Source organism: Rhodococcus sp. O3 (assembly GCF_048897285.1).
In the GTDB taxonomy this organism is placed as follows: Bacteria; Actinomycetota; Actinomycetes; order Mycobacteriales; family Mycobacteriaceae; genus Rhodococcus.
Genome location: NZ_JBMBTE010000105.1, coordinates 1 through 17,015, shown reverse-complemented (window position 1 = coordinate 17,015; position 17,015 = coordinate 1). Strand labels below are relative to the sequence as shown.

The following is a 17,015-nucleotide window of genomic DNA, read 5'->3' as shown; positions in this document are numbered from 1 at the left end:
CACCACCACATCGAGCGGTCCTACCCAGGTCGGGGTGGTCGGTGCGACGACCAGCGGCACGGTCGCGTGCGCGGCCAGCATCGCGACGACCAGTTCGGCGGCCCGCGCCGAGCGAGCGTCCCCGCCGACGAGGACGACGCTGCGCGGGTGCAGGTCGTGCAACCGGTCCAGTGCCTGTTCGTCGACCGCGGATGCCGTCGCCCGGATCTGCGCGCCGCCGAGCGCCGACATGCGCAGGATGCCGTCGATGTCGGCCGCGATCAGAGCGCTCGAGTCATCGAAGTCGAACAGCGGCGAGGGAGCCGTCATCACTGCGCCACCTTCCTTCAGCCGATTCGAACCGGCCCGACGCAGCAGCCCGGGCACACCCGATTATCCCCGTCACGAACATTTCCGTCACGAACGCACGCCGTCACGAACGCACGATGGCCAGGATTTCCGTCGCCAGCGAGTCGACCTCTTCCGCCGTGCGCGCCTCCACGTTGAGGCGCAGCAGCGGTTCGGTGTTGGAGGCACGCAGGTTGAACCATGCGTTGCCGGGCAGGTTCACCGTGACCCCGTCGAGCCGGTCCACCGACTCGGCGCGGTCCGCGAACGCGGTGAGCACCGCGTCGGTCCGTGCCGCGGCGTCGTCGACGGTCGAGTTCAGCTCACCGGACGCGGCGTACCGCTCGTAGGAGCTCATGAGTTCGGAGAGCGGGAGTTCCTGCCCGCCCAGCGCGGCCAGCACGTGCAGGGCCGCGAGCATCCCCGAGTCGGCGCCCCAGAAGTCGCGGAAGTAGTAGTGCGCGGAATGCTCCCCGCCGAAGACCGCACCGGTCTCGGCCATCTGCTGCTTGATGAACGAGTGACCCACCCGGGTGCGGACCGGCTCGCCACCGAGTTCGGTGACGAGTTCGGGCACGACCCGCGAGGTGATGAGGTTGTGGATGATCGTCGCGCCGGGTTCCTTCGCGAGCTCGCGGGCTGCGACGAGGGCGGTGACCGCGGAGGGGGTGACCGGCTCGCCGCGCTCGTCGACGACGAAGCAACGGTCGGCGTCACCGTCGAACGCCAGACCGACGTCCGCTCCCGACTCGCGCACGAGCTGCTGGAGGTCGACGAGGTTCGCCGGATCGAGGGGGTTCGCCTCGTGGTTCGGGAAGGTGCCGTCGAGTTCGAAGTACAGCGGCACGAGTTCGACGGGGAGGACATCGAACACCGCCGGCACCGTGTGCCCGCCCATGCCGTTCCCGGCGTCCACAGCGACCTTCAGGGGCCGCATCGCGCTCAGATCCACCAGGCCCCGGACGAACGAGGCGTACTCGTCGAGGACGTCCTGCTCCGTGATCGTGCCCGGCGCACCGTCGTGGGCGGGTACCCCGGACACCAGTTCGGCGGTGATGGTGGCGAGGCCGGTTTCCTGACCGACGGGCTTCGCGCCGGCACGGCACAGCTTGATGCCGTTGTAGCGGGCCGGGTTGTGGCTGGCGGTGAACATGGCGCCGGGGGCGTCGAGGAGCCCGGAGGCAAAGTACAACTGGTCGGTCGAGGCGAGCCCGATGTGGACGACGTCGAGCCCCTGGGCGGTGACGCCCTCGGCGAACGCGCGGGACAACTCGGGCGAGGATTCACGCATGTCGTGACCGATGACGATCCGCGTCGCCGGCTTCTCGCCGTCGCGCACGAGCCGGGCGAAGGACGCACCGACCTCGCGGACGAAATCCGCGTCGATCTGGTCACCCACCACGCCCCGCACGTCGTATGCCTTGACGACGGCGGCCACGGATTCGGCAGATCTCGCCACTGTTATTGCTCCTGATCGTCGTACACGCACGCCACCCTCCGCAGCGCGGCAGCGATCAGCCTAGTGGAGCACTCGGGCCGGCAGTTCTCAGGACTGTTGTGCTCAGGACTGCTGTGCTCAGGACTGCTGTACTCAGGACGTGGGGTCCGGCAGCACACGCAGGTGTCCGCGACGGCCGGTGCGTGTCGTCGGCTGCGCGACCTGCCGCGGGGCGGCGTCGGACTCGTCGGAGTCGCCGTGACCGTGACCGCGATCGCCCAGACCGGCCTCCCGCACCGCCTCGGCGAGCGCGGTCAGATCGTCCTCGTCGGGTGTACCCGACGAGAACGCACCTTCGTACCGGACCAGTTCCCAGCCCTTCGGCGCAGTGATCCTCGAGCCGTGCGATTCGCACAGATCCCACGAGTGCGGCTCGGCCACCGTGGCCAGCGGTCCCACGACCGCCGTGGAATCCGAGTACACGTAGGTCAGCGTCGCAACAGCAGGGTTCTTGCACCCAGGCCGGCAGCATCGACGCAGTGTTCTCACGGATGGGAGCGTAGCGCGCCCGTCGCGTCGCGACTATCCGGACACACCGGAACGGCACAATTCGAGTCCCGTGTCGTAGTGTCGCCTACATGTCTCGCGTTCGTCGGCCCCGCCCCGTGACGTCCCGATCCGTCGCGCGTCGCGGACGCGGAATCCGCGGGCCGATGTTCCCCCACGACCTTCCGGTGTGGAAGTCGCGGGCCGAGAAATTCGATCTGCTCGTGCTCGGTGCGTTCGCCCCGATCGACGCGCAGTGGCACGACCGCCTCACGAAGCTCGACATCGCGGTCGACGAGGTCCCGAAGATCCGTGCGCTGGATCCGGACTCGGTGAACTGGCCGGACGAGGTCGTCGCGGACGGTCCGGTGCCGCTGTCGCGGCTCGTCCCGGCCGGCATCGATCGTCGCGGCGCGGCCACGCGGGCACGCATCGTCCTGTTCCGCCGGCCCCTCGAATTGCGCGCGAAGGATCCCGACGACCTGACCGATCTGGTCCACGACGTGCTCGTGCACCAGGTCGCAACGTATCTGGGAGTCGAACCGGAGGTCGTCGATCCCGAACTCGGGGATCTCGGCGAAGACTGAACCGGGTGATCTCGGCGAGGACCGGTCGTCGGTGACGACTGCGACTCGGTGACGACTACGGCTCGGTGGCGACTGCTCGGAAAAGGGTGAGGGCCGGATACTCGACCCCCATCGAGTACCCGACCCTCACCCCCAAGCAGACCGGCATTCCACCTTGTCCGAACTCCCCGTACCGGACCGGTCCCGATCTCAGACGATGCCCCGCTTGAGGCGCCGCCTTTCCCTCTCCGACAGACCACCCCAGATGCCGAACCGCTCATCGTGGGCCAGGGCGTACTCGAGGCATTCGTCCTTCACCTCGCACCCCAAGCAGATCCGCTTGGCCTCCCGCGTCGATCCACCCTTTTCGGGGAAGAACGCCTCCGGATCGGTCTGCGCACACAGCGCACGGTCCTGCCACTGTTCCTCGACGTCCGACGGATCAGAAAGTCCTGCAATCAGACTCAACACCGACGACGTCGGCTGTCCGTCGTGCCCGCCTTCGGCACAGATGCCCTCGACTGCAGTGTCGATCCGAGAGTCCTCGAACCATTCGCGCTCGTCGGCCATACACGCCTCCTAACCTGCAGCGCTGCATCCTTCACATTCGGGGATCTACCCCGGGCCATTCCGCGAAGGCCGGTCGTATATGCATATTCCGCACACGATCCTGCGTTTCGAAATGTCGGAATGACACGTATGTGATTACACACGTTGGGCGTGTCGCGGTCAAGCCGAACGGACGTATTCGCTACCATCGAGCACTTCGGAGTAGGCCGCGTCACGCTCGGCGCAATTCACCCGGTGACACCCGGCACAATTCACCCTGTCGCATTCCTCACATTTCACCCCATCGGGCGGTGCCTCACCAGTCACGAAACGGACCCCCTAGGCTTGTCCTGTGAACGTGACAGTTTTGGTCGGCGGTGTCGGCGGGGCCCGGTTCCTCACCGGCTTGCGCGCGCTGCTCGGCATCGAACCCGGGCGAGACCTCGCCGTGGACGCCCCGCACCGCATCACCGCGGTCGTCAACGTCGGTGACGACGTCTGGATGCACGGGCTGCGAATCTGTCCCGACCTCGACACATGCATGTACACGCTCGGCGGTGGCATCGACCCCGAACGGGGCTGGGGCCGCACCGACGAAACGTGGAACGCCAAGGAGGAACTCGCCGCATACGGCGCGAACCCCGACTGGTTCGGTCTCGGCGACCGGGACCTGGCGACCCATCTCATCCGCACCCAGATGCTGCGCACCGGATATCCGCTCTCCGCGGTCACCGAAGCGCTGTGCACCCGATGGAAGCCCGGGGTGACGCTGCTCCCGGTGTCGGACGACCGCAGCGAAACCCACGTCGTGATCACCGACCCCGCCGACGGCGAACGCCGCGCGATCCACTTCGAGGAATGGTGGGTGCGGCACCGCGCGGCGGTCGAGACCCATTCCTTCGCGCACATCGGCGCCGACGAAGCGAAACCTGCACCGGGAGTGCTGGAATCGATCGAATCGGCGGACGCGGTGATCCTCGCTCCGTCGAACCCCGTGGTGAGCATCGGCGCGATCCTCGCCATCCCCGGCATCCGCGGCGCCCTGCGCACCACCTCCGCGAAGGTCGTCGGCCTGTCTCCGGTCGTCGGGGGGAAGCCGTTGCGCGGCATGGCCGACGCGTGCCTCGACGTGATCGGCATCGAATCGACCGCGGAAGCCGTCGGCCGCCACTACGGCGCGCGCAGCGGCACCGGCATCCTCGACGGCTGGCTCGTCCACGAGACCGACACCGCCGACGTTCCCGGCGTGGCCGTCCGCAGCGTTCCCCTGCTCATGACCGACCCCGCAGCGACCGCCGAAATGGCGCGCGCCGCACTCGAACTCGCCGGAGTCAGCCTGTGATGTCCCCCGACGCGACCGCCAGCACCGACGTGCGCGACCACGCACCCGGCCGGCCGATCGAGATCATCCCGGTCACCGGACTGCCCGAGTTCCGGCCCGGCGACGATCTCGCCGAGGCGATCGCCGCCGCTGCGCCGTGGCTCGTCGACGGTGACATCCTCGTCGTCACCAGCAAGATCGTCTCCAAGGCCGAGGGACGCATCGTCGAGTCCCCCACCGACCCGGACGCGCGCGATGCGCTGCGGCGGCGGCTGGTCACCCAGGAGGCGGTCCGTGTGCTGGCCCGCAAGGGACGCACGCTCATCACCGAGAACCGGCTCGGCATCGTCCAGGCCGCCTCCGGGATCGACGGTTCCAATGTCGACTCCGGCGAACTCGCGCTGCTCCCCGAGGACCCCGACGCCAGCGCCGCCGCCTTGCGTGAACGCTTGCGCTCGCTGCTCGGGGTGACCGTCGCCGTCGTCGTCACCGACACGATGGGCCGCGCCTGGCGCGTCGGCCAGACCGACGCCGCGATCGGTGCCGCGGGCCTGCCGGTCCTGCACGGCTACGCCGGCTCGCACGATTCGCAGGGCAACGAACTGTTCGTCACCTCCGTCGCCCTCGCCGACGAACTCGCCGCCGCCGGCGACCTCGTCAAGGGCAAGCTCGGTGGGGTTCCGGTGGCGATCGTGCGCGGTCTCGACACCGTCGACGACGGTTCCACGGCCCAGGACCTGATCCGCCGCGGCGATGAGGACCTGTTCTGGCTCGGCGCCGACGAGGCTCTCGACCAGGGGCGTCGTGAGGCGTTGCTGCTGCGCCGGTCCGTGCGGACCTTCGCGGCCGAACCCGTCGACCCGGAGGATCTGCGCGACGCGGTCGCCGACGCGCTCACCGCCCCCGCCCCGCACCACACGCGCCCGGTGCGGTTCGTGTGGGTGCGCACCGAGCAGGTGCGCCGCCGGCTGCTCGACCGGATGCGCGACCGCTGGGCCGAGGACCTGGCGGCAGACGGACTGGACGCGGCCGCGATCGAACGCCGGCTGGCCCGCGGCGCGATTCTCTACGACGCCCCCGAGGTCCTCGTCCCGTTCTGGGTGCCCGACGGCGCGCACACCTATCCCGACGCGCGCCGGACCGCGGCCGAGGCCACCATGTTCACGGTCGCGGCCGGTGCCGCCGTGCAGGGACTGCTCGTCGCGCTCGCCGTGCGCGGGCTCGGCAGCTGCTGGATCGGATCGACGATCTTCGCGCCCGACGTGGTGCGCGAGGAACTGGGTCTGCCCGCCGACTGGTCGCCGCTCGGCGCGATCGCCGTCGGGCATCCGCTCACCGCACCCGAGCCGCGCGAACCCGCATCCGCCGACGCCGCGCTGCTGGAGCTGTAGCGATGTCGGCGCGTTCGCTGCACGAGTCCGCCACCGAGCGGCTCCTGGCCTGGGACACCGATTCTGCCGACGCCGAATCGCTGCGGCACACGATGCTCGCGTTCCTCGGCTCGGCGCCGGACGGCTGCCTGCGTGCCCACGCGCCCGGACACATCACGGCGTCGTCGCTGGTGCTCGACGCGGAGCATCGCAACGTGCTGCTCACCCTGCATCCGAAGGTGGGCAGGTGGATCCAGCTCGGCGGGCACTGCGAGGAATCCGACGACACCGTGGTCGACGCGGCACTGCGCGAGGCCACCGAGGAATCGGGCATCGAGGGCCTCGTCATCGATCCGGACCTGCTGTCGGCGCACACCCACCCGATCACGTGCTCGCTCGGGATTCCTACCCGGCATCTCGACCTGCGGTTCCTGGTGACGGCACCGCCCGGTGCGGTGCCGACGCGCAGTGCCGAATCCACGGATCTGCGGTGGTGGCCCGTCGACGCGCTGCCCGACGACGCCGAGCGCGACACGATCGAGCATCTGGTGGCGCTGGCGGCGGCCCGCTCAGTCGAACGAGCCGTGCCGGCCGGAACCGGCGGCGAACCGCGCGGCGCCGGCCACGGCGCCGTCGGCCAGTGACGTCGTACCCCGACGGAATTCGTTGAGCATCGCCTGATCCTCGGTCAGGCCCGCCTGTTCGAGCACCGACAGCCGGTCCTGCCTCAGACACGTCTGCGGGAATCCCGCGATCTCGGTGGCCAGTTCGACGGCCGCGTCCAGCGCCGTCCCGGCCGGAACCGTGCGGTTGACCAGTCCCATGCTCAGCGCCTCGTCGGCAGCGACCGGGCGGCCGGTCAGGACGAGGTCCATCGCGCGGCTCTCCCCGATCAGCCGTGGCAGCCGGACGGTGCCGCCGTCGATGAGCGGCACACCCCATCGGCGGCAGAACACGCCGAGGACCGCGTCGTCGTCGGCGACCCGGAGGTCCGCCCAGAGAGCCAGCTCCAGGCCCCCGGCGACGGCGTGCCCTGAGATCGCCGCGATCACCGGTTTGGACAGCCGCATCCGGCTCACGCCCATCGGTCCGTCCCCGTCGGGCGCGACGCGGTTGCCGTCGCCCGTGCTGATCGCCTTGAGATCCGCACCGGCACAGAATGTTCCGCCCTCACCGTGGAGGACGGCGACGGCCGCGTCGGGATCCGCGTCGAACGCCCGGAACGCCGCGGCGAGTGCCTCGGCGGTGGGTCTGTCCACGGCATTGCGCACGTGCGGGCGGTTCAGTCCGATCGTCGTGACCGGACCGACTTTTCGGACGACGACCGTGTCGGGAGTCATCCCCGGAGCCTACTCACGCGACCGGCGAGCCACCCCGGTTCGCGGTCTCGACCGGTGCGAGCGTCGGCCGTTTGGGGGTGATCCCGTCACCGGAGGAGGTGCCGCGGACCCGGCGGCCGACCCAGGGAACGAGGAAGTCCCGCATCCACCGCAGGTCCTCGCGTCGCTGCTCGGCGGGTGCGGGCTCCGGGATCCGTTCGAGGACGACCGGTTCGATGCCGTGCTCGACGCCGAGCGCATCGAGCACCCGTGCGGCCATGTTGCGGTGCCCGAGCGGCGACATGTGCAGGCGGTCGAAATCCCACATGCGGTAGTCCCGGTACTCGCCGAAACGCCAGTAGTCGACGAGCGTCGCACCGCGCCGGTCCGCGATCTCGCGAACGAGTTCGTTGTAGGTCGCGATCCGGCCGCGCAGGTGCCGGAACACCGGCGCCCATCCGACGTCGTAGGCGGTCCACATCACGACGGTCGCGCCGGTCGCGGCGAGGCGGCCGATCGCGTCGTCGTACTCGGCGGCCATCGCGTCCAGGTCCAGCTTCGGCCGCATGACGTCGTTGCCGCCGGCGTAGATGGTGACCAGGTCCGGGTTCAGGGTGACGGCCGCGTCGACCTGCTCGGCGAGGATCTGCCGCATGAGCCGCCCGCGCACCGCGAGATTCGCGTACGCGAAATCCGGCCCGGCAGCGGCCAGTTCGTCCGCTACCCGATCGGCCCATCCGCGTATCCCGTTGGGACGCGACGGGTCCGGGTCACCCACTCCTTCGGTGAACGAATCCCCCAGAGCCACATAGCGTTCGAATTTCACAGGTCACCACCCACGCAGTCGGTCGAAGGTATCTCGTGCGGTCAGACGTCGGTACTGAACCGGATCCCGCCGTCGGGGATGGTCACGCCCGGCCACACCCGTGCACCGCGAAGCAGTTCACAGCGGGCGCCGATGTCCGCGCCGTCACCGATCACGCCGTCCCGGATCAGCGCACGCGGTCCGACCCGCACGCCGAATCCGATGATGGACCGCTCGATCACCGCACCGGCCTCGACCTTCGCACCGTCGAAGATCACGGCACCGTCCAGGCGCGCCCCGGCGCCGATCTCGGCGCCGCGACCGACGACGGTTCCGCCGATCAGCAGCGCACCGGGAGCGATCGACGCGCCCGGGTGCACGAGCGACTCGCCGCGCTGCCCCGGCAGGGCCGGCGACGGCGCGATGCCGCGGACCAGGTCCGCCGATCCGCGCACGAAGTCCTCCGGGGTACCCATGTCGCGCCAGTACGCGGCGTCGACGTGCCCGAACACGCGCTTGCCCTCGGTGAGCAGCGCCGGGAACACCTCGCGTTCCACCGAGACGGGACGGCCCTCGGGGATGGACTCGATGATCTCCCGCTTGAACACGTAGCAGCCCGCGTTGATCTGATCGGTCGGCGGATCCTGCGTCTTCTCGAGGAACGCGGTGACCCGGCCGTCGGCGTCGGTCGGCACGCAACCGAACGCGCGAGGGTCCCCGACCCTCACCAGGTGCAGGGTCACGTCCGCGTCGGTCCGGGTGTGCGTGTCGAGGATCGCCCCGAGATCGGTGCCGCCGAGGACGTCACCGTTGAACACCATGACGTTGTCGGCGCGCAGCTTGGGCAGCACGTTGCGGATACCGCCGCCGGTGCCGAGCGGTTCGCTCTCGGTGACGTACTCGATCTCCAGACCGAGATCGGAGCCGTCGGCGAAGTGCTCCTCGAAGACCTCCGCCTTGAACGAGGTGCCGAGCACGACGTGCTTGATCCCGGCCTCCCGAATACGGGCCAGCAGGTGCGTCAGGAACGGCACACCGGCGGTGGGCAGCATCGGCTTCGGCGCCGACAGCGTCAGTGGCCGCAGGCGGGTGCCCTGGCCGCCGACCAGGATGACCGCATCGGTGTGCGGTGCTGCGTCACTCGTCATCTCGTCTCCCCTGATCACTCTGCCGGCCGTCCGTCACGGTGCCGGAATTCTCTCGATCGCGTTCGCGGACCGCAGCCGCGACCGCCACTCTGGAACGCACCGCGAGGCCGGCGCGCAGCGCCCACCGCAGCGGGGCCTGCCACAGGTGCGGGTGCCGGTCCGCCTGGAACCGGTAGGCACTGTCGTGATGGGCAGGCAGCATCAGCTCCGGATGGCGTCCGGCGGCGTGCCCCTTGGCGTGGGTGACCTCGGCGTCCGGGATGTAGACGTTGAGCCAGCCGGCGCGGCCGAGCCGGTCTCCGAGGTCGACGTCCTCCATGTACATGAAGTAGCGCGAATCGAAACCGTCGACCGCGTCGAACGCCGCGCGCCGCAGCAACAGGCACGATCCGGACAGCCAGCCCACCGCCCGCTCGGCGACCGCCTCGTTGTCCTGGCGGTAGCGCAGGGTCCACGGGTTCGACGGCCACACCGTGCCGAGCAGGGCGTGCCCGGCGCCGGAGACCAGAGTCGGCACGCTGCGCGCCGACGGATAGATGCTGCCGTCCGGTTCGCGGATGAGCGGGCCCAGGGCACCGGCCCGCGGCCAGCGCTGCGCGGCCTCGAGGAGGCGGTCCAGCGATCCCGGCCCCCACCGCACGTCCGGATTGGCGACGACGACGAACTCGGCCGACGGATCGACCTCGGCGACAGCGCGGTTCACGGCGCCGCCGTAGCCGATGTTCCCGCCGGTGTGCAGCAACCGCACGTTCGGGTGCGCGGCCTCGGCGGCCTCCGGCGCCCCGTCGGTGGACCCGTTGTCCGCCATGATCACCTGTGTCGGCAGTTCCGTCGCACCCGTCAGCGTCGCCAGGAAATGCTCCAGGTGCTCGCCGGGCGAGTAGGTCACCGTCACCACGGCCAGCTTCGCACTCACGCGGGCCACCTTAGCGGCCGCATCCGAGTGCTCCGAATCACGCAGTCCGTCCCCGGACACGTCCCCCGGCCGGTCGGTGCCCGGCTCGGACGCCACGGCGTCGCGCGTCACCCACGGACCTCCGTCGTGCTCAGCGCTGCGTGCAGTGCCTCACGCCACGGACGCAACGGCGTCAGGCCCGCCGCGGCCCACGCGCTGCCGTCGAGTACCGAATACGCCGGGCGCGGCGCGGGCCGCACGAACTCGGCGCTGCTGCACGGCCGCACCCGCTCGGGGTCCGCCCCGATCTCCGCGAACACGGCCCGGGCCAGATCGAACCAGCTCGCCTCTCCCGCGTTGGTGGCGTGCAGCACTCCGCCGGGCACCGGATCCGGGCCGCCCGTGCGAGCGGCCAGTTCGAGCAGCGCGTCCGCGAGGTCGCGGGCGAACGTCGGAGATCCGCGCTGGTCGTCGACCACCGAAACGGTGTCGCGTTCGCGTTCGAGACGTCGCATCGTGGCGACGAAGTCGCCGTCGTCGCCGGTGTACACCCACGCGGTGCGCACGACGTGCGCGGACGGCAGCGCGGCGAGGACGCCACGTTCCCCGGCGAGCTTCGTCCGCCCGTACGCGGTGCGGGGGCCGGTCGGCGCGTCCACCCGGTACGGCTCGGTCGCGTCGCCGGCGAACACGTAGTCGGTGGAGACGTGCACGAGGTGGGCGCCCGCTCGGGCACACGCGGCGGCGAGCACCGCCGGACCGTCACCGTTCACCGCCGCTGCCCGGTCCTCGTCGGTCTCGGCAGCGTCGACCGCGGTGTAGGCGGCGCAGTTGAGGACCACGTCCCCGGGCCGGACGACGTCGGCGACGCTGCGCGGATCCGTGATGTCGAGCTCGTCGGAACCGTATCCGCGGATCTCCACACCGGCGGCCGTGCCGCGCGCGAGCAACTGCCGGCCGAGCTGACCGCGGGCACCGGTGATCAGAACTGTGTTCACGGCCAAAGTCTGGCACGCCGGAGAGGCTCCCGACGATGCGCCGGTGCCCGCAGTAGCCTTGGTTCCGCGCCGCCCCGACGGCGGCGTACGCCATCCGAGCCACCCGACAGGAGGACCTGCACGTGCCGCCAGAGCCGCCCACCCGCAGCGATCGGGAGAGGCCGGCGCCACGCAGGACCAGGCAGCAGACCACGCCCGTGCAGCGTGGCCCGAGTGTCGCCGCGCGGGTGTTCGAGGGCCGTCCGTTGCGCATCGCGATGGCGATGCTGGCGGCGTTGACCCTGGTGGTGACCGGTTTCGCGTGGCGGAGCATCGACTCGCTGCGGGCCTCGCTCGCGACGATCGGCGGTCTCGGGCTCGGCGGTGGAGAGGACGGTGCCCTCGACATCCTTCTGGTCGGCACCGACAGCCGCACCGACGCGCACGGCAACGCACTGTCGCAACGGGAACTCGACGCGCTGCGGGCCGGCGAGGAGGTCGCCAACAACACCGACACGATCATCCTGATCCGGGTGCCCAACGACGGCAGTTCCGCGACGGCCGTGTCCATCCCCCGCGATGCGTACGTCGAGGTGCCGGGCATCGGCATGTCGAAGATCAACGCGGCGTACGGCGCGACGAAGGAACTCGAGCGCATCCGGCTCGTCGAGGACGGCGAATCGGACGCGACCGCGGAGAAGGACTCCTCCCGGGCCGGTCGCGAAGCCCTGATCGACACGGTGGCGAACCTGACCGGCGTCACAGTCGACCACTACGCGGAAGTCGGCCTGCTCGGATTCGTGCTGCTCACCGACGCGGTGGGCGGCGTGGACGTCTGCCTCAACAATGCGGTCGACGAGCCGCTGTCGGGCGCACGGTTCGCCGCCGGCAAGCAGACCCTGCAGGGACCCGACGCGCTGAGCTTCGTCCGGCAACGCCACGATCTGCCACGCGGCGACCTCGACCGCATCGTGCGGCAGCAGGTGTTCATGGCGTCCCTGGTGCAGAAGGTGCTCAGCGCGAAGACGCTGAGCAATCCGTCGAAGCTGAGTCAGCTCACCGCGGCGGTGCAGCGGTCGGTGGTGCTCGACGACGACTGGGACATCCTCGACCTGGCGACACAGATGCAGGACCTGTCGGGCGGTGCGGTGCAGTTCTCCACCATTCCCGTCGAGGACATCAACGCCATGACCGACTACGGCGAGTCCGTCGTGCAGGTCGATCCGGCCGCGGTGCGGTCGTTCGTGGCGTCCCTCAGCGGCGTCGAGACCACAGAAGCCACCGAGGTCGCCGCGACCACCGCGGTCGCACCCGACGTCGACCGCTCCTCGGTGACGGTCGACGTCGCGAACGCCGGGGACGTCGCCGGTCTCGCGTCCACCGTGTCGGCCGCCCTGACGGACGAGGGTTTCACCGAGGGTGAGGTCGGCAACTACGGGGTGGTCGGGAGCGGCGATCCGGTGGAGACGTCGACGGTGTTCGCGGCCGACCCGGATTCCGACGAGGCGAAGGCCGTGGCCGCCGTGCTCGGGGGTCTCGACATCGTCGCCGACAGGTCGCTGCCCAAGGGTCAGGTCACGGTCGTGCTGGCAGCCGGCTACGACGGCCCCGGTTCCGGTGCGTCCGGGTCGACCACCAGCACGGCCGCGTCGGAGCTGACGCCGGCCGGTGGCACCGCCACACCCGCCCCACCCGCCGACCCGATCGACGCCGGCAACGGGACCCGCTGCGTCAACTGATCACCCCGACGAAAGAGAACTCCGTGACCACCCTGACCGACGCCCTGCTCGATCCGATCCTGGCCGCCGACCCGGCAGGTCCGCGCATCACCTGGTACGACGATGCGACCGGCGCCCGCATCGAGTTGTCGGCGGTCACGCTCGCGAACTGGGCGGCGAAGACCGCCAACATGATTCGCGACGAGTTCGGGCTGCTGCCCGGCGGCCGGGTCGCGGTGCTGCTGCCCGCGCACTGGCAGACGGCAGCGGTGCTGCTCGGTGCGTGGTGGGCGGGCGCCGACGTCGTGCTGGACGCCGATCCCGATGCCGAGCTGGCGCTGGTCACCGCGGACCGGCTCGACGACGTCGCCGATGTCGCCGAGGTCGCGGCGCTGTCCCTGGACGCGTTCGGGATGCCGGTGCCGAACCTGCCGGTCGGGGTGACCGACTACGCCACGCACGTGCGCATGCACGGCGACCAGTTCAGGTCGTCGGGCGACGCCGGCGCCGCGCTCGACGGGCGGTCTTCTGCCGAAATTCTTTCCGCTGCACGCGAATCCGCATCGTCGGCCGGGATCGGCAGCGGCGACCGGGTGCTGTCGAGTCGCGACTGGTCCACCGTCGACGACCTGATCTCGGGGCTGCTCGCGGTCCTCGCGGCCGGCGCGTCGCTGGTGCAGGTGACCAACCCCGACGCCGACGCCACCGAGCGGCGGGTCGCAACCGAGAAGATCACCGTCCGGCTCGACTGAACGGTCGGCCCCCTCTCCCGTTTCCGAGCGAATGTATCGCTCGTCTCCTTCGATCGAGTGAATGTACCGTTCGCTCAGGACGTTCAGGGGCGCTCGGGGCGCTCAGGGAAGGTAGCCGCCGTCGGCGAGGCCGGCCTCGATCTCGAACCGGTTGCACAGACCCGGGTTCCGCATCTCCTCGACGAGATACCGCACGGCGAATCCCACCCCGAACCGTGCCCACTGGTCGGCGTGGACCGCCTCGTGGCGCAGCAACCGGTCCGACGGCCACCGGTTCGTGAGGAAGACTCCGCCGATTGTGGTACCGCCGCGGGCGAAACCCCACCGCAGGCCGGTGCACACGTACAGACCGGACCGCTCGTCGAAGCCGATCGTCGCGCCGCACAACCGCGCCCAGCACAGCGCCAGCACCGTCACGACCCGCGCGGACGGCACGCCCCGCGACGCCCGCGTCATCCTGCCCGTTCCTGCCACGCCGGGAGCGTAACCGGTCAGGGCTCGTCACCTCGCGCGTCGACGATCGCGGTCGCGGTGAGTGCGACGGTCCGATCCTCGTCCCGCGCGAGCCGGTCGAGGACGTCGCGGGCTGCGCTGCCGGGGATCTCGGCGAGCGCCTGCGCCAGACGCAGTCGAGCGGCACTGTCGGCGGCGTCGGCCAATCGGTGTTCGAGCGCGGCCACGACATCCTCGGCTGCGATCGGACCGCCGGCCAGTGCCCCGAGCACCTCGGCGGCTTCGACGTCGCGCCTGCCCTCGACGACGAGATCGACGAGGGCCGGTAGCGCGTCGGCGCTGCCGCGGGAGCCCAGCGCCAGGGCGGCGCGACCGCGGATCGTGGTGTCGGGATCGTCGAGTGCGCGACGCAGCAGGCTCGACGCGTCCGCGTCCGGCACCGCGGCGATCGCCGTGATCGCGCGCCGTCGCACCTCGGCGTCCGGCGAATCCAGGCCGGCCTTCAGTTCCGGAAGGCCGTGCCCGTCGGCGCGGGCGAGCGCCCATTGCAGCGCACCGGCGACGTTCGGATCGTCCTCGGCGAGCAGGGCTTCGACCAGCGCGGCGACGGGCACCGGCGCCGACTCGTCCTGTATCAGGACGGCTCGCTGCCGGTGACCTCCCGAGTCCGACTCGAGCGCGTGCAGCAACGACACGACCTGCAGCACGTCGCCCCAGTCCGCGGGAGCGGAGGCGTCGACCCGCAGCAATCGGGCGAGCAGTTCCTCTTCGGCGCGGATCCGGGCGCGGGTGTGCCCGATGAGCTCGGCGACCAGCGTCGCCGGTGCGAAGCCCGGCTCGTCGAGTGCCCGCTTGGCGTCGGTGAGCGACATCCCGAGGGTGCGCAGGCATTCGACGTGGAACAGCCGCCGGATGTCGTCCGCGGAGTACTCGCGGTACCCACCGGTCGTGCGACCGGTGGGTACCACCAGCCCGAGCGTGTCGTAGTGACGCAGCATGCGGACGCTGACACCGGAACGTCGTGAGACTTCCCCGATCAGCACTGCGCGACCTCAGCCATCAGGATCCCTCCGGTCCGGTCACCGCCACCCGCTTCGCGGTCTCCACAGACAGCGCGAATGCACTGTCGGGGTCACGATAGAGCGCTTCGGTGGCCTCGGCATGGGCACGGATCTTCGCATCCGGACTCGCCTTCGCAGCCTCCAGCACCGGGAGCACCGGCTCCCCCAGCCCGACCAGCGCCCGGGACAGGCTGCGCTGCAGCTCCCGGTCACCCCGGCCGAGCGCGGCCCCGAGGTCGGCGGCCAGCTCGCCCTCGGCGCCGGCCGGTACGAGCGCCAGGGCCGCACGCCACGCGCTGCGTGCGACGTCGTCGTCCCGGTCGTGCAGCCGCGCCGACACGTCGGGCCAGGCCCGCCGGTCCCCGATCTTCGACAGGGTGTGCAAGGCCTGACTGCGGGCCTGCGCGTTCCCGGATCGCACCTCGCCGAGCAGCCTCGGCACGGTGACGTCGGCGGGCATCCGGCACAGTGCCCAGGTGAGCATGTCGCGGACGTAGAAGTCCGGTTCCACGGCACACCGGCTCACCAGGATCTCCACCAGGTGCGGATCGGGATCGGTCCCGGCGCGCAGCGCCGCCTTCAGCCGGGTCGACGGGCTCGCATCGGACAGCGCCTCCACCAGCAGTACCTCCACCGGATCGGAATCCGGCCGGCCGTGACGGGTTGTGCTCACGACAACCACCTCCTTCCGCGACCAGTGGAAGCCCTGACACCGTGTGAGGGTCAAGCGCCCAGCGCAGCGACCGGTGAGACCCGGCTCGCGCGATGCGCCGGAACCAGCGACGCGATCACCCCGGCGAGACCACCGGCGACGACGATCCCGGCGAGTTGCAGCCACGGCACACCACCGAAGCCGACCTTGTCGGGTCCGAGAACCGATGCCGTGCCCGCCGTGCCGAGAAGCAGCCCGAGCGTCACGCCGAGCGCGGACGCCACCGCCGCGACGAGCAGCGCTTCGTGCATCAGCAGGCTCCGCACCCCGGACCGGGACAACCCGATCGTCCGCAGCATCGCGGTTTCGCGTCGTCGTTCGAGCACCGACAGCGCCATGGTGTTGCCGACCCCGATCAGCGCGATCACCACCGCGACCGACAGCAGCCCGCCGACGATCAGCAGCATCGTGTCGAGCACCTTCTCGATCATGCGGCGCATGGCGACCACACCGGCGACCTCACCACCGGGGACGACCGTCGCCGCGACCCGGGTCACCTCGTCGGTCACCGCGACGAGCTCGTCGTCGGTCATGCCGTCGTCGAAACGCAGCCACACGGACTCGACCGGTACCGGGCCGGCGACCGCCCGCAGGTCGGCGAGGTCGACCAGGGCGGGGTCACCGGCGGACGTTGCAGCGACCGTCAGCTCGAGACTCCCGGCCGGTCCGGCGACCGTGACGGTGCTGCCCTCGGCCGTATCGGCGCTGTCGACGATCGACTGCTCGAGCACGATCGTGCCCGGCACCGGCAGGCGGACGTCGGACCGGACAGTTGCCGCGGCAGTGGTCGTGTCGACACCCGTCACCGCGACCTCCGTTCCCGCGGCAGTGCCCTCCGTTCCCACGAGGGTGACCTTCGCGGTCGCAGTCTCGGTGGCGCCACGCACCCCGTCGACGCCGGCGAGCAGCTCGGCGGCACCGGCCGGCACCCCGTCCGACGGTCCCTCGACGAGGGCGTCGACCGGGAAGTTGTCGTCGACGACTCCGGGCGCCCCGGCCTCGAGCGTGCCGGTCCCGACCACGATCGTCGACGTCAGCGTGATGCCGATGAGCAGTGC

18 protein-coding genes and 1 pseudogene are annotated in these 17,015 nt (G+C 70.8%); 6 read left to right on the top strand and 13 right to left on the bottom strand.

All coding sequences use genetic code 11. The features are described from left to right. From ACN675_RS22440 to ACN675_RS22430, 3 genes and pseudogenes are all read right to left on the bottom strand, one after another. Positions 1–309, bottom strand: a pseudogene (locus ACN675_RS22440) (tobH protein); the annotation flags it as partial. A 103-nt stretch (positions 310–412) separates the two neighbouring features. Beyond that, entirely contained in the window at positions 413–1,786 is a 1,374-nt protein-coding gene (locus ACN675_RS22435; RefSeq protein WP_420752935.1) for a phosphomannomutase/phosphoglucomutase, read from the bottom strand. Between the two features lie 132 nt (positions 1,787–1,918). After that, positions 1,919–2,314, bottom strand: a complete 396-nt coding sequence (locus tag ACN675_RS22430) for a DUF3499 domain-containing protein (protein WP_420752934.1) — start codon at positions 2,312–2,314, stop codon at positions 1,919–1,921. A gap of 89 nt (positions 2,315–2,403) precedes the next feature. Here ACN675_RS22430 and ACN675_RS22425 point away from each other — a divergent pair, with 89 nt between their 5' ends. Further along, the gene (locus tag ACN675_RS22425) at positions 2,404–2,898 is read left to right on the top strand and encodes a metallopeptidase family protein (RefSeq protein WP_197253088.1); all 495 of its coding nucleotides are present in this window, start codon (positions 2,404–2,406) and stop codon (positions 2,896–2,898) included. Between the two features lie 189 nt (positions 2,899–3,087). Here ACN675_RS22425 and ACN675_RS22420 read toward each other — a convergent pair whose 3' ends face one another. Continuing rightward, positions 3,088–3,348, bottom strand: a complete 261-nt coding sequence (locus ACN675_RS22420) for a WhiB family transcriptional regulator (protein ID WP_420752940.1) — start codon at positions 3,346–3,348, stop codon at positions 3,088–3,090. Positions 3,349–3,778: 430 nt separating this feature from the next. Between ACN675_RS22420 and cofD the strand changes: the two genes are divergently transcribed. From cofD to ACN675_RS22405, 3 genes are read left to right on the top strand one after another with little or no spacing between them, the layout of a single operon-like run. Next, positions 3,779–4,768, top strand: a complete 990-nt coding sequence (gene cofD, locus ACN675_RS22415) for a 2-phospho-L-lactate transferase (protein ID WP_420752933.1) — start codon at positions 3,779–3,781, stop codon at positions 4,766–4,768. Continuing rightward, positions 4,768–6,138, top strand: coding sequence for a coenzyme F420-0:L-glutamate ligase (locus ACN675_RS22410; RefSeq protein WP_420752939.1), 1,371 nt, complete (start codon positions 4,768–4,770; stop codon positions 6,136–6,138). The genes cofD and ACN675_RS22410 overlap by 1 nt, the downstream gene beginning before the upstream one ends. 2 nt (positions 6,139–6,140) lie before the next feature. Beyond that, positions 6,141–6,761 (top strand): NUDIX hydrolase, encoded by a 621-nt coding sequence (locus tag ACN675_RS22405; protein WP_420752932.1) that lies wholly within the window; start codon positions 6,141–6,143, stop codon positions 6,759–6,761. Here ACN675_RS22405 and ACN675_RS22400 read toward each other — a convergent pair. The 5 genes from ACN675_RS22400 to rfbD all read right to left on the bottom strand — a co-directional run bounded on the left by ACN675_RS22400 (position 6,687) and on the right by rfbD (position 11,282). After that, entirely contained in the window at positions 6,687–7,457 is a 771-nt protein-coding gene (locus ACN675_RS22400) for a crotonase/enoyl-CoA hydratase family protein (protein ID WP_420752931.1), read from the bottom strand. The genes ACN675_RS22405 and ACN675_RS22400 overlap by 75 nt on opposite strands. A gap of 13 nt (positions 7,458–7,470) precedes the next feature. After that, positions 7,471–8,262 carry an SGNH/GDSL hydrolase family protein gene (locus ACN675_RS22395; protein ID WP_420752930.1) on the bottom strand — a complete coding sequence of 264 codons (792 nt, stop codon included), beginning with the start codon at positions 8,260–8,262 and terminating at the stop codon, positions 7,471–7,473. Positions 8,263–8,303: 41 nt separating this feature from the next. Continuing rightward, positions 8,304–9,389, bottom strand: a complete 1,086-nt coding sequence (locus tag ACN675_RS22390) for a sugar phosphate nucleotidyltransferase (protein WP_197253083.1) — start codon at positions 9,387–9,389, stop codon at positions 8,304–8,306. Beyond that, a complete protein-coding gene (locus tag ACN675_RS22385; protein ID WP_420752938.1) occupies positions 9,379–10,305 on the bottom strand; it encodes a glycosyltransferase family 2 protein in 927 nt (308 codons plus the stop codon). Before ACN675_RS22385 ends, ACN675_RS22390 begins: the two co-directional genes overlap by 11 nt. Before the next feature lie 107 nt (positions 10,306–10,412). Next, a complete protein-coding gene (gene rfbD / locus ACN675_RS22380) occupies positions 10,413–11,282 on the bottom strand; it encodes a dTDP-4-dehydrorhamnose reductase (protein WP_420752929.1) in 870 nt (289 codons plus the stop codon). A gap of 257 nt (positions 11,283–11,539) precedes the next feature. Between rfbD and ACN675_RS22375 the strand changes: the two genes are divergently transcribed. Continuing rightward, a complete protein-coding gene (locus ACN675_RS22375) occupies positions 11,540–13,000 on the top strand; it encodes an LCP family protein (RefSeq protein ID WP_420752937.1) in 1,461 nt (486 codons plus the stop codon). Positions 13,001–13,023: 23 nt separating this feature from the next. Continuing rightward, on the top strand, positions 13,024–13,731 hold the full coding sequence (locus ACN675_RS22370; RefSeq protein ID WP_420752928.1) for a TIGR03089 family protein: 708 nt from the start codon (positions 13,024–13,026) through the stop codon (positions 13,729–13,731). 102 nt (positions 13,732–13,833) lie between these two features. Here the strand turns inward: ACN675_RS22370 and ACN675_RS22365 are convergent, their stop codons facing one another. From ACN675_RS22365 to ACN675_RS22350, 4 genes are all read right to left on the bottom strand, one after another. Then, positions 13,834–14,187 carry a hypothetical protein gene (locus ACN675_RS22365; RefSeq protein ID WP_420752936.1) on the bottom strand — a complete coding sequence of 118 codons (354 nt, stop codon included), beginning with the start codon at positions 14,185–14,187 and terminating at the stop codon, positions 13,834–13,836. A gap of 35 nt (positions 14,188–14,222) precedes the next feature. Continuing rightward, on the bottom strand, positions 14,223–15,227 hold the full coding sequence (locus ACN675_RS22360; protein ID WP_420752927.1) for a HEAT repeat domain-containing protein: 1,005 nt from the start codon (positions 15,225–15,227) through the stop codon (positions 14,223–14,225). Positions 15,228–15,243: 16 nt separating this feature from the next. Beyond that, complete coding sequence (locus ACN675_RS22355; protein ID WP_420752926.1) at positions 15,244–15,918, bottom strand: HEAT repeat domain-containing protein; 675 nt, start codon at positions 15,916–15,918, stop codon at positions 15,244–15,246. A gap of 50 nt (positions 15,919–15,968) precedes the next feature. Beyond that, positions 15,969–17,015 (bottom strand): ABC transporter permease (locus ACN675_RS22350; protein WP_420752925.1); only part of this gene is annotated, 1,047 nt, incomplete at its 5' end.

Bases quoted from the DNA above. Each gene is read 5' to 3' on its own strand.
- ACN675_RS22425 (WP_197253088.1), top strand. From the start codon at position 2,404: ATGTCTCGCGTTCGTCGGCCCCGCCCCGTGACGTCCCGATCCGTCGCG.
- ACN675_RS22410 (WP_420752939.1), top strand. From the start codon at position 4,768: ATGTCCCCCGACGCGACCGCCAGCACCGACGTGCGCGACCACGCACCC.
- ACN675_RS22405 (WP_420752932.1), top strand. From the start codon at position 6,141: ATGTCGGCGCGTTCGCTGCACGAGTCCGCCACCGAGCGGCTCCTGGCC.
- ACN675_RS22400 (WP_420752931.1), bottom strand. From the start codon at position 7,457: ATGACTCCCGACACGGTCGTCGTCCGAAAAGTCGGTCCGGTCACGACG.
- ACN675_RS22390 (WP_197253083.1), bottom strand. From the start codon at position 9,389: ATGACGAGTGACGCAGCACCGCACACCGATGCGGTCATCCTGGTCGGC.
- ACN675_RS22375 (WP_420752937.1), top strand. From the start codon at position 11,540: ATGGCGATGCTGGCGGCGTTGACCCTGGTGGTGACCGGTTTCGCGTGG.
- ACN675_RS22365 (WP_420752936.1), bottom strand. From the start codon at position 14,187: ATGACGCGGGCGTCGCGGGGCGTGCCGTCCGCGCGGGTCGTGACGGTG.